Here is a 14,972-nt window from a genome sequence, read left to right on the forward strand (position 1 = left end):
CGGTCTGCTCCTCAATCGAAAAAGGCGTGGTCTTCCGGCGACAGGTAGGCTTTGGCGCGGTCGGCGATGATCTCCACGCCCATGCCCGGCCGATCCGGAACGTCGATCATGCCGTTGGTCACGATCGGAGCCGGGAACCCATCGACCAGATCCGTCCACCACTCCGGATCCGCCGTCGTGTATTCAAAGGCGATGAAATTGGCGGGGAGGGTCGCAGAAACCTGGACCAGGGCCGCCAGCCCCAGCAGCCCGTTCGCGGTCCCATGGGGGGCTACGGTGATGCCATGCAGATCCGCGTATTCCGCGATCCATTTCAGTTCAGCGATTCCCCCTACGTCGGCGGGGTCCGGTCCGATCACGTGAACGGCGTGGGATTCGATCAGGTCCTTGAAGTTCTGGCGCAGATAGATCTGCTCCCCGGTATGAATAGGCGTCGTCGAGCATCGGGTGAGTTCCCTGTAGACGCCCGCATTGACCCAGGGCGTGTAGTCCCCCGACAGGAGATCCTCGAGCCACAGGAGGTTGAAGGGTTCGAGCATCCGCGCCAGACGGATCGCGTCCGCCAGCATCCAGCCCGGTCCGCAGTCCAGCGCCAGCCCCACCGTGTCGCCAGCCACCTCCTTCATGGCCGCTACGCAGTCTACGAGATGCTTGAGGCCTTTTTCCGTGACTGGACCCCGATCGAGAGCGCCGTGAAAGGGGCTGGCGCTCGGCTCCCCATAGTAGAAGTTCGGCACTTCGCGCTTCATCGGCGAATGAAAGCCGATCGGCTGCTTGATGATGGTGAAGCCCTCCGGCAGGGCCATCATCTTCGCGATGTCGTCGGCATAATCCTGCGGTTCATGGCCGGCGAAGGGAAATCGCATCGAGCCGTTGTAGACCCGCACCCGGTCACGCACCTTCCCACCAAGCAGCTTGTGAACGGGCAGGCCCGCCGCCTTTCCGGCAAGGTCCCAGAGCGCCATTTCGATGACGCTGACGGCACTCCCCCAGGGCTTGAACCCGCCTCTCTGGCGAATCTTCAGCATCACCCTCTCCACGAGGGTGGGGTCTTCACCGATCAGCGCATCGCGGAAGGCCATGATGTGCGGCTTCAGGTAGGGCTTCCAGGTTTCCGCCTGGGCGAAGCCCGATATGCCTTCGTCCGAAACGATCCGGACGATCGGGCTCTTGCCGATGACGGCACATTTGATGTCGACGATTTTCATGCGGGCTCCCCCCAAGGCACAATTCAGACTGGAATGACGGCACTGATGGCCCTGGCGGTCTCTATCGCAGCCAGGCGGATCTCCTCCATGCGGCTGGGCTGGGTGCCGGCCAGGAACGGCACGCTGACCGCCGCCAGCATCCTGCCGCTGCGCGTGAACACCGGCGTTGCGAAAGCCTGGATGCTGGGGGCGTTCTCCCCCTTGTCCTGCGCCCATCCGAGGCGCCTGATGCGGGCAAGTTCGCTGCGCAGCCGTTTGGGATCCGTGATGGTCTTAGCGGTGAAGGCAACGAGCGGACGCGCGAGCCAGTAATCCAGGTCTTCTGGCGGCAGATAGGCGAGCAGCAGCTTGCTCGCCGCGCCAGCATGGATGGGCATGCGCTGCCCCGGCGCCACTGTCAGGGCATACTCCCGCTTGCCCTGGGCTGTCGCGAGAACAAGGATTCCCTCCTGATCGAGGATGCTCAGCTTGACCCCCTCGCCCAGTTCGGCGGCCAGCTTGTCGAGATACGGCTGGCAGAGGGCGGCAAGGTCGAACTCCGTCGCCCGGACGCCGACATGGGCTGCAAGCGACAGCAGCCGGCGTCCCAGGTGATAGCTGCCCGTGTCATCACGGTAGACAATGTCATGCTGCTGCAGCGAGTTGAGAATCCGGTAGATGGTCGTTCGGGGAAGCTTGAGCGCCTCCGTCAATTCGCTGATCGAAAGTCCCCTGTCCTTGCGTTCGATCTCGCACAGCACATCCATCATCCGGTCTATGACCGGGACCGTGTGCTTGCTCACGCCATCTTCTGCGGCTTCGCTCATCGGCACCTGCCCTGTTGACAAAACTCAGTCCGTCATTAGCATACATATATGAACTGTCAAAGTTCATATTTGGATAGCCGAAGGAGGCGGACGTCCGAATTCGGTTTCACGCTGACATGCCGCGAAAGTGCACCCGCACGGCGACAAAACACCCCAGCGAAATGAAAACCACCAGCACCCTCCCTCATTGGCCAAGTACAGGGGCTCAGAATGCTGACCGTTTCCGCAATTACCCATGTCGCCATAAGGGTGCAGGATATCGACCGCACCCTCGATTTCTACATCAACAAGCTGGGCTTTTCGGAGCTTCTGCGCCTCGACCGCGACGGGCGCCTCTGGCTGGTCTATCTGCGCATCACCGACGATCAATATCTTGAGGTCTTTCCGGAGGGCCGGGGCGGAGACGCTCCAGGAGCGGAGGCCGTGGGATACAACCACATGTGTCTTTCCGTCCCGAGCATAGATCAGACCGTCCGCGAGCTTGAAGCCGCTGAAATTCCGCTCTTCCGACCGAAGGTCCAGGGCGCCGACGGCAATTGGCAGACTTGGATCGTGGACCCGGACGGGCATCGCATTGAGCTTATGGAGATGGCCTCGGACGGAATGCAGGCGAAGGCGATTGCCCGCCTCCGGGGGAACTGATCATGCCCAGGATCAACTATCTGACGGCGATCGATTTTGGCCCGGGAGAGCTGAAAGGCCTCCCCGCAGCCATGGCTGAGCTCGGAATATCTCGGCCGCTCTTCATTTCCGACCAGGGCCTGGCCTCCTCGGGGCTGGCCGACAAGGTGCAGGCTTTGATGCCTGAGGTGACCGCCTCCTATCTCGAGACGCCCTCGAACCCGACGGAAGCTGCCGTCTCCGATGCGCTGGAGGTCTATCGCGCGCGTTCTTGTGACGGCGTGATCGCCCTCGGCGGCGGCTCGCCGATCGACCTGGCAAAGGGCGTCGCGCTCCTGGCAACGCATGAGGGATCGCTGGAGCAGTACGCCGCCATCTATGGCGGCGTAGAGCGCATCCGACCAACCGTCGCGCCGGTCATTGCCATCCCGACAACGGCCGGCACCGGCGCAGAGGTCGGGCGCGCGGCACTGCTCACGCTGGACGACGGCCGCAAGCTTGGTTTCATCAGTCCGCACCTCATCCCGCGGCGCGCCATCTGCGACCCGCTGCTCACGCTCGATCTGCCACCGGCCCTCACCGCAGCGACGGGACTTGATGGCCTTTCCCACTGCATCGAAACCCTGTTTTCGCCGCGCTTCAATCCGACCGCGGAAGCGATCGCGCTGGATGGCGCGGGCCGCATCTGGAGAAATCTTCCCCAGGCGTTCGCCGTGCCGGGCGATGTCACAGCCCGCAGCGAGGTCATGCTCGGAGCACTCCATGGCGGTCTGGCTTTCCAGAAGGGGCTCGGCGCCGTCCATTCGCTCAGCCATGCGCTTGGCGGCCTGAAAGAGCCCAGACTTCATCACGGCACGCTGAACGCCATCCTCATGCCGATCGTCGTGCGCTTCAATGCTCCCGCGGTCGGTGACAAGCTGAACAGGTTGCGGGCAGCCATGGGACTTCCGGCAGGCGCCGACGTGCCTGGCGAATTGGAAGCCTTGAACCGCCGACTGAACATGCCCGCCGGCCTGGCGGCCATGGGCGTCACCCCAGGATGTTTCGACTGGGTCATCGAGCGGGCGCTTGCCGATCACAGCCACGCCACCAATCCTCTTCCTCCGTCGGCGGAGGATTATCGCGCCATGCTGCAGGAAGCCTTGGCCCAACCCGGCAGGAACCGCCCATGAAGATCACGGCCCAGAAAGTATTTGTCGCGAACGCCCAGAGGACGAACTTCGTTTTCGTCAAGCTCTACACCGACGACGGGATCGAGGGCGTCGGCGAGGCAACGCTGGAATGGAAGACGAAGACCGTCGTTGCGGCTCTGGAAGAGCTGGAACGGGTCCTCGTCGGCCGCGATCCCTTTGCCGTGGATGCCATCATCGAACAGCTCCACAGGGACAGCTACTGGCGAACGGGCGCCGTCTTCCGCACGGCGCTCGGTGGCATCGAGGCCGCCCTCCTCGACATCAAGGGCAAAGCGCTCGGCGTTCCCGTCTTCGAACTGCTCGGCGGCAAATTCCGTGATCGTGTCGAATGCTACGCCAACCACTGGTTCTTCGGTGCAACAAAACCCGAGGAATACGCCGCCAATGCCCGCAAGGCAGTCGCTATGGGGTACCGGGCCCTGAAATGGGATCCTTTCGATACCGCGGATCTTGAAATGGACCGTCGGCAGCGACGCCAGACGATAGAGATCGTTGAGGCCGTCCGAGATGCGGTGGGGCCCGACGTCAACCTGATGCTCGACGTTCACGGCCGCCTCAATGTCCCGACAGCGATTGCCATGTGCCGGGCACTGGCACCCTTCGATCTGACGTGGGTCGAAGAGCCGACGCCGCCGGAAAACATCGATGCGCTGGCAGAAGTGCGTGCCGCCAGCCCGGTGCCGATCGCTGCCGGCGAACGCTGGTACGAACCGGGGAAATTTCTCGAGGCCCTGTCCAAGAAGGCTGTCGATATCCTGCAGCCCGACGTATCGCACGCCGGCGGGATGGGCGAGACGAAACGAGTTGCGCATCTGGCGCACACGCATCTCATTCCTGTCGCGCCTCACAATCCCGTCGGGCCGGTCATGAACGCCATGACGCTGCACGCCTCGCTCGCCATGCCGAATTTCTCGGTCTTCGAGACCGTATCGGTGGATGTCCCCTGGCGCAAGGAACTCGTCCGGGAAACCCTGCAGTTCGACAAGGGGGCAATTCTGGCGCCCACAGCGCCGGGTCTCGGCGTCGAACTGATCGAGGAAGCCTGCGATCGCTTTGCCTATCAGCCAACCAATGTTCCGCTCTTCGATGGGTCCATGAACACGACCGGCGTAGCGACGGGCGCTCACACATTCGCGGCCGACGAAAGCGAATAGAAGTCACGGGAAAGGGAGTTGACACCGGCTCCCCTTCGCCACATAGTTATATTTAGAACAAGTGTAGTTCAAATATGAACTCGCTTAAGCAGCAACGGGGGGAGAGCTGCTTGAAGGTCGGAATCTCATTGTATGGGCCGCTTCTGAGCGAAGCGGGTGCCCGTTTCGCCAGTCAGCTCGGAGTGGAAGACGTCGTCGTCCACCTCACCGACTATGGACGGAACGCGGAGGCGAGCGCCTATGCCGCGGGTGGCGTCGTCGGCCCGATCAACGGCGAATGCATCGATGCGCCTCTCTGGTCCTATGATCGCCTGACGGACCTGGTGGCGATGCTCTCGCGACACAACCTCAGGGTCGCCGCCCTCGAGAACATCTCGCCCAACTTCTGGTCCGACATTCTGCTCGACGGTCCGAAGAAGGATGCGCAGATGCAGGACCTTCAGGACCTCGTCAGGAACATGGGGCGTCTTGGCATACCTGTTCTCGGGTATAATTTTTCCATCGCCGGCGTGTGGGGATGGCAGCGCAAGCCGGTGGCGCGCGGCAATGCGGTGACGGCCGTCTTCGCCATCGACGAATTCGACGCTGAAAGCCCTGTCCCCGACGGCATGGTCGGCAACATGCGCTACCGCCTGGCCGTTCCCGGGGCAAAGCCTCAGACGGTTGACGAGGCCACACTTTGGTCGCGGCTTCATTGGTTCCTGGAGAAGCTTTTACCGGTAGCGGAAGAATCTCGCGTCCGGTTGGCCGCGCATCCGGACGATCCGCCGGTCGAACGCCTGCGCGGCACCGCGCGGCTGGTCAACAGCCACGCCAAATACGACCGGCTTCTTTCGCTCGTAGAGAGCCCGGCCAACGCGCTGGAATTCTGCGTCGGCTCGTTGGCGGAAATGCCCGATGGCGACGTCTATGAAACGACCCGCCGTTTTGCCCGTCGAAACGCCATCGCCTATGTCCACTTCCGCAATGTCCGGGGAAAGGTGCCGAACTACGTGGAGACCTTCGTGGACGACGGTGACGTCGACATGGCCCGCATCGTGCGCGTGCTCCACGAGGAAGGATACGACGGGATCCTGGTTCCTGACCACGTTCCGGAACTCGAGTGCCCGGCCCCATGGCACGCCGGACATGCCTACACGATCGGCTACATGAAGGCGCTTGTCGCACACGCAGACGCCTTGACCAGAAGCTCTTCCGGATCCGCCGGCCATCGGGCCGAGGGACCCTCGGCGGCTGCGGAATAGATCATTCCAGCCACACGGCTGGAAAACAGACAACGGATTCAGTTGGGAGGTAAACATGAAAACGTTGACTATGAAGCTGGCGATGGCCGCAACAGCGTCGTTTCTGGCCATGTCGGCCGGTGCTTGGGCTGGCGAAGTGGTCTGGTGGACGCCGAACTTCAACGAGGCCCGCGCCCGGGATCTCGTGGAGAAATTTCAGGCTGCCAATCCGGACGTGACAGTGAAACTTGAAATCACCACCACCGACGGATTGCCGCAGCGCATCCTGACGGCCCTGCAGTCGGGAGCTGCGCCGGACGTCATCGACGTGCAGCATGGCTGGGTGAACGGCTACGCTCAAAATAACCTGGTCCTGCCCGTCGACGAGGTGTTGACCGATCGCGAGGACTACATTCCCGCCGCCCTGGGATACGACACTTGGAACGGCAAGCTGTGGGGCATTCCCTACCGGATCGAAACCCATGCCGTGATCATCAACAAGGGCGACTACAAGGCGGCCGGACTCGATCCCGAAAACCCGCCGACCACGTGGACCGCCTTCAAGGACGCTGCCAAGAAACTGACCACCAATGGGAAGTCCGGCTTTGCGATCACGGGCGGCGGAGAAGTCGGCAACACCATCTTCCGGTCCTTGCCCTTCATGTGGATGCTGGGTGGCGGCATCATCTCGGATGACGGCAAGCAGGTCCTGGTCAACAGCCCGGAATCCATCGAAGCCGTGACCTTCTACACCGACTTCCTGAAGGAAGGCATTTCGCCGTCGTCGACGCTGGAGAATGACGGCACCGCCAATCGCCGGCTGTTCATCGCCGAGACGGTGTCGATGTATCAGTCCGGTCAGTTCGATATCCAGTCTATCCGCAAGGAAAACCCCAATATCGACATCGGCGTAATCCCTGTCCCCCATCCCGACAACGGGAAGACGGCAGCGATCCTCGGGGGGTGGAGCTTTGTCATTCCGAGCGAGGCGAAGAACCCCGACGACGCGAAGAAGCTCCTGGGCTTCCTTGCCGAGGCGGAGAACCAGGCCGTTCTGACCGACACCTTCCCCGCCCGCCTGTCTGCTATGGAAGCCGAACGCTTCAACGACCCGATCCTGCAGGTCTTCAAGGAAATGCTCCCGTTCGGACGGCCCGTGCCGGCCCATCCGAACTGGGTCCAGATATCCCAGGCCTATTTCGATGGGATCCAGCGCATCCTTCTCGGCGACGAGGACGTCAAGACCGCCATGGATGGCGCCGCCGAAGAAATCGAAGGGCTTCTTTAGATCCCTCCCGTCCGCAAGGCGCTCGGCATCCTGCCGGCGCCTTCCCGTCCTGTAATCAGGAATGAAATCGGATGCAGAAACAATCCACTGGGTACCTGTTCGTTTTACCCGCGCTGATGGTGCTGGGCATGCTGATCGCTTATCCGGTCGCCTATACCGGGCTGCTGAGCGTCACGGACAATGCCGGAAATTATGTCGGGCTGGACAACTTCCGGCGCATTCTATCCGCGCGCGCCACGCCGACGGCATTCTGGAACACCCTCTGGTGGGTGTTCGGGTCCATCGTCTTTCAGGTCATCCTCGGCGTCCTGACGGCAATCCTGCTGAACCAGAACTTTCGCGGCAGGGCCGTCGTCCGCTCTGTGACCCTGGTGCCGTGGGTGGTGCCGGGCATCGTTGCCGCAACCACCTGGGCATGGATGCTCCACACGGAGTTCGGCATCATCAACTACATGCTCACGAGCCCGGGTCTGATCGACGAGCCGGTCGGCTGGCTGACGAACGGCAGCACCGTGATGCCGGTGATGATCGCAATAAACATCTGGAAGATGTTTCCCTTCGTCGCCATCATGGTCCTGGCCGGGCTGCAGTCCATTTCCAACGATCTCTACGAAGCGGCCCGCATCGATGGGGCAAGCTTCTGGGAAGAGGTCCGCTACGTCATGCTGCCCCAGGTTCGGACGGTGATCGTCGCGGTCACGCTTCTCCTGGTCATCTGGGCCTTGAATCACATCACCATTATCTATGCCATTACCCGCGGAGGACCGGCGAACCGGACCTTGATCACACCGATCCAGATCTTCAGGACAGCCTTTGAGAGCGTCCAGTTCGGACAGGCGGCGGCCCTTTCCGTCATGTTCTTTGCTGTCGCGATCGTGGTTGTGTTCATCTACATCCGGACGCTGGCCTCCAACCCGGAGGAAGCGCGTTGAACAAGCTTCAGACCCTCAAGCGCCCAGGCCTGCCGGGCTGGCTGATCCTCTTCGGTTCGGTTCTGCTGGTCCTGGTCTGCCTGTTCCCCTTCTGGTGGATGGTATTGTCTTCGGTGAAGACGCTGCGCGAGCTCTACACGGTTCCGCCGATCTGGTGGCCCGCGGCCCCCACATGGGATAACTATCGCACAGTCCTGTTTGAATCGAACATCCCGCGCTACTTCCTCAACAGCATCGTCATCTCCGTCGGATCAACGGCACTCGCGCTGGTGCTCGCGATCTTTGCTTCCTACGGCTTTGCCCGCTTCAACTTCAGGGGAAAGCCGCTTCTCCAGTCCTTCGTTCTCGTGGGCCAGCTCCTGCCGACGGCCGCCATCATCGTGCCCCTGTTCGTCACGCTTCGGGTGCTGAATCTGGTCAACACCTACTGGGGCCTGATCCTCGTCTACATGATCATCACGCTCCCGCTGTCGGTGTGGATGCTCACCAGCTACTTCAAGAACATTCCGGTCGAACTGGAGGAAGCAGCGATCATCGACGGCGCCAGCCGCCTGGAGTGCCTCTTCCGCATCACGCTTCCCCTCTCCTTGCCCGGTCTCGCCTCCGTCATGGTCTACGCCTTCGTCACGACCTGGAACGAGTTCATCTTCGCGCTCTGCTTTGCCACCGACTCCTCGGTGAAGACGCTGCCCATCGGGCTTGCGGAGTTCTCGACGGAGTTCAACACCGACTGGGGCGCCGTCATGGCAGCCTCCGTGGTGATGACCCTGCCGATTGCCATCCTGTTTCTATCCATGCAGCGGCTCTTTGTCGGTGGCCTGACCGCCGGCGCGACAAAGGGCTGAGAGAGGAATGCAATGACCTATACCTCCCCTATCCCCCAACTTGGCCTCGGTACATTCGGACGCACGGGCGACGCGGGCATCCGGGCGATCCTGTCGGCGATCGAGATCGGCTATCGCCACATCGATACGGCCCAAAGCTATGATACCGAAAGCAGCGTCGGCGAAGCCATCCGCCGTTCCGGGCTGCCGCGATCCGACTTCTTCGTCACCACCAAGGTTGCAGACACCAATCTGTCGAAAGCCGATTTCCTGCCGAGCGTCGAGAAGAGCCTCGAGACGATCGGTACCGACCAGGTCGACCTGCTGCTTATTCACTGGCCATCCCAGAATGATGAGGTGCCGTTCGACGACTACATGCTGGCGCTGGCCGAAGCACGGCAACGCGGATGGACCCGCCATATCGGCGTCTCCAACTTCCCGATCGCTCTCCTCGACAAGGCCTTCGCTCTTCTGGGCGAGAATACGATCACCACGGATCAGGTCGAGATCCACCCTTACCTGCAGGCACCACGGCTCGTGAACCACTGCCGCAGCAAGGGACTGGCGCTGACTGCCTACCAGCCCCTCTACAAGGGAGCCGTCAACGACGACCCGCTGCTGAAGGCCATCGCCGAGACCCACGGCGTCACTGCCGCTGCCGTCGCGCTGGCCTTCCTCATGGCGGAAGGCCACGCCGTCATCCCTGCCTCCTCCAGCCTTGAAAATCTGAGAAACAACTTCGCATCGCAAGACGTCAACCTCACCGCCGACGAGATCGCGCGGATCCGCATGCTGGACCGCTCCGCACGGCATATCAATCCGGCCAAATCACCCCGCTGGGATGATTGAGACGCCCTGACAGGAGACTGCAATTGGCACCGGTATCGATCAACAACGTTCGGAAATCCTATGGCGCCCTGGAGGTGCTGCATGGCGTGTCAATCGACATAGCCGACGGCGAATTCGTGGTTCTCGTCGGCCCGTCCGGCTGCGGCAAGTCGACCTTGCTGCGCATGCTGGCCGGGCTCGAGGACATCTCGGCAGGAGAAATCTCCATCGGCGACCGCGTCGTCAATTCCCTTCAGCCGAAGGAGCGCGACATCGCCATGGTCTTCCAGAGCTATGCGCTCTACCCGCACATGACGGTCGAGCAGAACATGGGCTTCTCGCTGAAGCTTGCCCGCGCGCCCAAGGAGGAGATCCGCAGCCGGGTCGCCAAGGTTGCGGCCATGCTCAACCTCGTCGACTATCTCGACCGCTACCCGCGTCAGCTGTCCGGTGGGCAGCGCCAGCGCGTCGCCATGGGCCGCGCCATGGTGCGCAATCCGGAAGTCTTCCTCTTCGACGAGCCGCTGTCCAACCTCGACGCGAAGCTGCGGGTGCAGATGCGGTCGGAGATCAAGCAGAACCACCATCGGCTCAATACGACGACCGTCTACGTGACTCACGACCAGATCGAGGCCATGACCATGGCCGACAAGATCGTCGTGATGCATGGCGGGGTCGTGGAGCAGGTGGGATCTCCCCTCGAACTCTACGATTACCCGGCAAACCTTTTCGTTGCAGGCTTCATCGGCTCCCCTGCGATGAACGTCATCGGCGGCAAGGTGAGCGGCGGCGGCTTCATCGGCGACGACGGCACCCGCATTGCCCTGCCCTTTCCGGTGACGGAATTCGAGGAAGGGGAGATGAAGCTCGGCATCCGTCCCGAACATCTCCTGCTCGACGCGAACGGGCATGCGGCCGAGATCATCACGATCGAGCCCACCGGCGCGGAGACACAAGTTCTCCTGCGGCTTGCCGGCCACGACATCATCGGCGTCTTCCGCGAACGAATCCTGCGTAAGCCCGGCGAGATCCTGCATGTCTCCCTCCTCCCCGAGCGTATCCAGCTTTTCGACGGCAAGAGCGGGCAGCGCATCGACTTCCGGGAGGCGGCGTGACGATGGCGATCTATCCGGACCTGAAGGGAAAGACGGTCGTGGTTACCGGGGGCGCAAGCGGTATCGGCGCAGCGCTGGTCGAAGCCTTCGCCCAGCAGGGAGCCAAGGTTGGTTTTCTGGATCGGGACGAGACGGCCGGCACGGCTCTAGCCAATGCCTTGACGTCGCAGGGCAGCCAGGTTCTCTTCGTGCCCCTTGACCTGCGCGACACGGAAACGCTCCGCGCCGGCATCGAGACCGTCAGAACTGAGCTGGGAGCGATAACCGTTCTCGTCAACAATGCCGCGCATGACGAACGCCATGCGACGGAGGATGTGACAGAGGCATATTTCGACGATCGCATCGCCACCAACTTCAAGCACCAGTTCTTCGCCTCCCAGGCGGTGCTGCCCGACATGAGGGCGGCTGGCGGCGGAGCGATCATCTGCATGAGTTCGATCTCGTGGATGGCCGGATTTGGCGGCATGGCGCTGTACACCGCCTCCAAGTCGGCCGTTATCGGGCTTGTCCGGTCGCTCGCCCGGGACTTTGGCCCGTTCAACATCCGCGTCAACGCCGTCACGCCAGGCTGGATCATGACGCAGCGACAACTGGATCTCTGGCTGACGCCGGAGGCGGATGCCATGCGTCAGGAACGCCAGGCTCTCAAGCAACGGCTGATGCCGGCGGATGTCGCCAAGCTCGCTCTCTTCCTGGCATCCGACGACGCGCGGGTGATCACCAGCCAGAACTACATCATCGACGGCGGCTGGGTCTGATCGCCGCCTTCAAATTCCCACTTCGAGGTTCATGACATGCAGTCTCCCGCAGAAATCAAAGACATCAACCGACCGGCACGCGAGTTGTGCGACGCCCTGGCTCTGATCGGCACGGCAACCGCCAGCAGCGAACTGAGCCTCATGGGGATCCGTGACCCGCAGATCCGCGGGCCGCTTCCCCTGAAGTACGGCCGCTCGGTGGCTGGTCCGGCGCTGACGCTGCAGTGCATGCCGAAGCGCGAGGATCTTTACGGCTCCAACGAATACGACAATCCCGAACTGCAGCTGCATCGCCACGTCCTTTATCCGGCCCAGGCCGGCGACATGGTGGTCGTCGATGCCCGCGGCGACATGGCAAGCGGTATCTTCGGCGAGATGATGCTGACTTTCCTGGCCGGCCGTGGTGGCGCGGGCATCGTCGTGGACGGCTGCATCCGCGATTCCGCCAAGGCCAAGGAACTCGATCTCGGCATCTGGGTGCGGGGTGTGACACCCAACTATCACGCCCAGACCGGGCTGATCCCCTTTGCGGTCAACGTGCCGGTGGCATGCGGCGGTGTTTTGGTGATGCCGGGCGACATCATCGTGGCCGATGACGACGGGGTGATTGTCGTGCCGGGCGCGCTTGCGGTCGAAGTGATCGCGCGTTCGAGCGAACACGCCGAGTGGGAAGAGTTCGCCCGGTTTCGCCTGTCACAGGGGGGCGATCTGCGCAAGTATTACCCGCTCACGGAAGCGGTGCAGGACGAATACGTCGCCTGGCGCAATGCTCAGATGGCCGACTGATCGAAGGACGCAACAAGGCTCAGGCGCGACGGAGCGGCCGAGCCGCTTCGCCGAAAAGAAAAATGCAAGGACCGGATATCACCATGGCAGCGGCACTGACGATAGAAGAGCTGATCGCCGAGGAGGAGACCATTCAGCTCGGTGGCTTCGACTATGAACTGGCATGGCGGCTCGGCTGTGCCATTCGCGAGACGGCCTCTGTGAAGAGCCTGCCGATCGCGATAGAAGTCAGCCACCATGGCACCGCCGTTTTTACGGCGCTGCTGCCCGGAGCCTCTCCGGACAACCTGGTGTGGGCTCGCCGGAAGCGGGCGGTGGTCGAACGGTTCAACCGCAGCTCGCTCTGCATGCGCCTGCTTTGCGAGCGCAATGCCACGGATTTCCACGCCCGCTATCGCCTCCCCCCTGCGGACTTTGCGGCCAGCGGTGGCGGCGTTCCCGTTCGCGTCCGGAACGTCGGGATCGCAGGTACCGTTGCCATTAGCGGCCTGCCGGATGTGGAAGACCATGCGATGGCTATGCGGGCGCTGGAAAAGCTCGCGTGACACCGCGAACCCATGCGGCGCGAAGCTTGGCGTGACTGAGATCGGCGCAGCCTGCAGAAAGGTTGGGAATATGTACAAGTTCATGAAGGGCTCTACCCACGAGCTTGCCTCGGCGGAAATTGCCATCAAGGCGATACCGGACGATCCGCGCGTCTGGGTGCCTCAGGCCCCGGACGTCTTCTTCCGGCCGATGTTTCTCAACACCTTGACAGGGCAGTGGTGCAACCTCCTGAAGGTCACCCGCTCGGGCATCCTGTCCCGGCATGTGCACCCCGCACCAGTCTTCGGCATGGTGATGAAGGGCAAATGGCACTACTTCGAGCACGACTGGGTGGCGGAGGAAGGCTCTTTCGTGTTCGAGCCGCCCGGCGAGATCCACACGCTGAACGTCCCCGAGGATTGCGACGAGATGATCACCTTCTTCAACATCTCGGGCTGCATGGTCTATCTCGACAAGGACAACAGCCAAATCGGCTACGAGGACGTGTTTACCAAGATCGACATGTGCCGCGCTCACTACGAGCAGGTCGGATTAGGGGCGGATTATGTCGATCAGTTCATCCGCTGACACCGCGGAATGGGCCCGCGGCTGGACGGAAGGGCGCACCGTCCTCGTGACAGGAGGAACAGGCGGCATCGGCAGAGCCATCGCTCAATGCTTTCGTGACGCCGGCGCAACGGTTCACGCCACGGGCGCAACGGACGCCGAATGCGCCCAGGCACGAAGCAACGACCCATCCGGCACGATTCGCTACGACGTACTGGATGTCCGGTCCAACGATGCCATCAGGGGCTTCATTGGGGAACTCGGAGACCTCGATGTCGTCGTCAACTGCGCCGGCATCATCCGCCGGGGTCAGGAGCGTGATCCCGACGTCTTCGACACCGTGGTCGACATCAACCTGAACGGCACGATGCGCGTCTGTGAGGCATCGCTGGACAGGCTGGCGGCCAACAACGGCTGCATCATCAATATCGCCTCGATGCTAAGCTTCTTCGGCGGCGGGCTGGTGCCGGGGTATTCGGCCTCCAAGGGCGGCATCGCCCAGCTCACCAAGTCCCTGGCGATCGCCTACGCCCCGAGGGGCGTGCGGGTGAACGCCATTGCCCCCGGGTGGATTGCAACGCCACTGACGAAGGCGCTGCAGGACGATCCGGCACGCGCCGGCCCGATTCTGGCGCGAACGCCGATGGCCCGCTGGGGTACGCCGGAGGACCTGCAGGGCATAGCGCTTTTCCTCGCAAGCCCGCACGCCGGCTTCATCACGGGAACGATCGTACCGGTCGACGGCGGTTACGCCGTCACCTGAGGTCAGGATTCAGCTTGACGGAATCCCTGGAGCAGGTCTGCGTGCCTTCGTCATTGATGCATTTTCCCGGTCGAATCTTGGGCTTGCGCTCGTGCTGCGCGGCGATCTGGCCGCGACCGACCCTTGCTTGCGGCACGGTGACCCGTCCGCACCCACAAGAGGTCGCAGAGGAGTGAGAAGGCGAAGCTTTTTCGATAAATGCGCCCAAAACGCAAAAAAGCCCCATGACGGGGCTCTTAGGGATCGCAGGTAATTTTGGTTGCGGGGGCAGGATTTGAACCTGCGGCCTTCAGGTTATGAGCCTGACGAGCTACCGGGCTGCTCCACCCCGCGTTATCCGAGTTTTGCGCGGCAAAATCTCGTTATTCGTCCGAGTTTTGC

Annotated in this window: 16 protein-coding genes and 1 tRNA gene; 14 read left to right on the forward strand and 3 right to left on the reverse strand. The window is 62.2% G+C overall.

Annotated features, from left to right (window positions below; genetic code table 11):
* Positions 1–11: 11 nt before the first annotated feature.
* The gene (locus ACFHWW_RS02820; protein WP_100669970.1) at positions 12–1,208 is read right to left on the reverse strand and encodes a mandelate racemase/muconate lactonizing enzyme family protein; all 1,197 of its coding nucleotides are present in this window, start codon (positions 1,206–1,208) and stop codon (positions 12–14) included.
* A gap of 23 nt (positions 1,209–1,231) precedes the next feature.
* A complete protein-coding gene (locus tag ACFHWW_RS02825) occupies positions 1,232–2,014 on the reverse strand; it encodes an IclR family transcriptional regulator (RefSeq protein ID WP_379937225.1) in 783 nt (260 codons plus the stop codon).
* A 210-nt stretch (positions 2,015–2,224) separates the two neighbouring features.
* Between ACFHWW_RS02825 and ACFHWW_RS02830 the strand changes: the two genes are divergently transcribed.
* The 14 genes from ACFHWW_RS02830 to ACFHWW_RS02895 all read left to right on the forward strand — a co-directional run bounded on the left by ACFHWW_RS02830 (position 2,225) and on the right by ACFHWW_RS02895 (position 14,591).
* Positions 2,225–2,656 carry a VOC family protein gene (locus ACFHWW_RS02830; protein WP_100669972.1) on the forward strand — a complete coding sequence of 144 codons (432 nt, stop codon included), beginning with the start codon at positions 2,225–2,227 and terminating at the stop codon, positions 2,654–2,656.
* 2 nt (positions 2,657–2,658) lie between these two features.
* A complete protein-coding gene (locus tag ACFHWW_RS02835) occupies positions 2,659–3,807 on the forward strand; it encodes an iron-containing alcohol dehydrogenase (protein ID WP_379937226.1) in 1,149 nt (382 codons plus the stop codon).
* Positions 3,804–4,982 (forward strand): mandelate racemase/muconate lactonizing enzyme family protein, encoded by a 1,179-nt coding sequence (locus tag ACFHWW_RS02840; RefSeq protein WP_379937227.1) that lies wholly within the window; start codon positions 3,804–3,806, stop codon positions 4,980–4,982. The genes ACFHWW_RS02835 and ACFHWW_RS02840 overlap by 4 nt, the downstream gene beginning before the upstream one ends.
* A 110-nt stretch (positions 4,983–5,092) precedes the next feature.
* On the forward strand, positions 5,093–6,226 hold the full coding sequence (locus ACFHWW_RS02845) for a mannonate dehydratase (RefSeq protein ID WP_379937228.1): 1,134 nt from the start codon (positions 5,093–5,095) through the stop codon (positions 6,224–6,226).
* A 55-nt stretch (positions 6,227–6,281) separates the two neighbouring features.
* The gene (locus ACFHWW_RS02850) at positions 6,282–7,493 is read left to right on the forward strand and encodes an ABC transporter substrate-binding protein (RefSeq protein WP_100669976.1); all 1,212 of its coding nucleotides are present in this window, start codon (positions 6,282–6,284) and stop codon (positions 7,491–7,493) included.
* A 71-nt stretch (positions 7,494–7,564) separates the two neighbouring features.
* Positions 7,565–8,425, forward strand: coding sequence for a carbohydrate ABC transporter permease (locus tag ACFHWW_RS02855; RefSeq protein WP_100669977.1), 861 nt, complete (start codon positions 7,565–7,567; stop codon positions 8,423–8,425).
* Positions 8,422–9,270 carry a carbohydrate ABC transporter permease gene (locus ACFHWW_RS02860; RefSeq protein ID WP_324762603.1) on the forward strand — a complete coding sequence of 283 codons (849 nt, stop codon included), beginning with the start codon at positions 8,422–8,424 and terminating at the stop codon, positions 9,268–9,270. Before ACFHWW_RS02855 ends, ACFHWW_RS02860 begins: the two co-directional genes overlap by 4 nt.
* A gap of 12 nt (positions 9,271–9,282) precedes the next feature.
* Positions 9,283–10,098, forward strand: coding sequence for an aldo/keto reductase (locus ACFHWW_RS02865; protein ID WP_100669979.1), 816 nt, complete (start codon positions 9,283–9,285; stop codon positions 10,096–10,098).
* Positions 10,099–10,121: 23 nt separating this feature from the next.
* Complete coding sequence (locus tag ACFHWW_RS02870; protein ID WP_379937229.1) at positions 10,122–11,192, forward strand: ABC transporter ATP-binding protein; 1,071 nt, start codon at positions 10,122–10,124, stop codon at positions 11,190–11,192.
* A gap of 2 nt (positions 11,193–11,194) precedes the next feature.
* Complete coding sequence (locus ACFHWW_RS02875; protein WP_379937242.1) at positions 11,195–11,950, forward strand: SDR family NAD(P)-dependent oxidoreductase; 756 nt, start codon at positions 11,195–11,197, stop codon at positions 11,948–11,950.
* Between the two features lie 36 nt (positions 11,951–11,986).
* The gene (locus ACFHWW_RS02880) at positions 11,987–12,736 is read left to right on the forward strand and encodes a ribonuclease activity regulator RraA (protein ID WP_324762601.1); all 750 of its coding nucleotides are present in this window, start codon (positions 11,987–11,989) and stop codon (positions 12,734–12,736) included.
* 62 nt (positions 12,737–12,798) lie between these two features.
* On the forward strand, positions 12,799–13,281 hold the full coding sequence (locus ACFHWW_RS02885; protein WP_379937230.1) for a heme-degrading domain-containing protein: 483 nt from the start codon (positions 12,799–12,801) through the stop codon (positions 13,279–13,281).
* A 70-nt stretch (positions 13,282–13,351) separates the two neighbouring features.
* On the forward strand, positions 13,352–13,849 hold the full coding sequence (locus ACFHWW_RS02890) for a 2,4'-dihydroxyacetophenone dioxygenase family protein (protein WP_234819191.1): 498 nt from the start codon (positions 13,352–13,354) through the stop codon (positions 13,847–13,849).
* Positions 13,827–14,591: an SDR family NAD(P)-dependent oxidoreductase gene (locus ACFHWW_RS02895; RefSeq protein WP_379937232.1), complete on the forward strand. Its 765-nt coding sequence runs from the start codon at positions 13,827–13,829 to the stop codon at positions 14,589–14,591. The genes ACFHWW_RS02890 and ACFHWW_RS02895 overlap by 23 nt, the downstream gene beginning before the upstream one ends.
* 256 nt (positions 14,592–14,847) lie before the next feature.
* Here the strand turns inward: ACFHWW_RS02895 and ACFHWW_RS02900 are convergent.
* Positions 14,848–14,924 (reverse strand) — tRNA-Met (locus ACFHWW_RS02900).
* Between the last annotated feature and the right edge of the window lie 48 nt (positions 14,925–14,972).

The organism is Sinorhizobium sp. P24N7, assembly GCF_042436655.1.
Lineage (GTDB): Bacteria > Pseudomonadota > Alphaproteobacteria > Rhizobiales > Rhizobiaceae > Sinorhizobium > Sinorhizobium meliloti_A.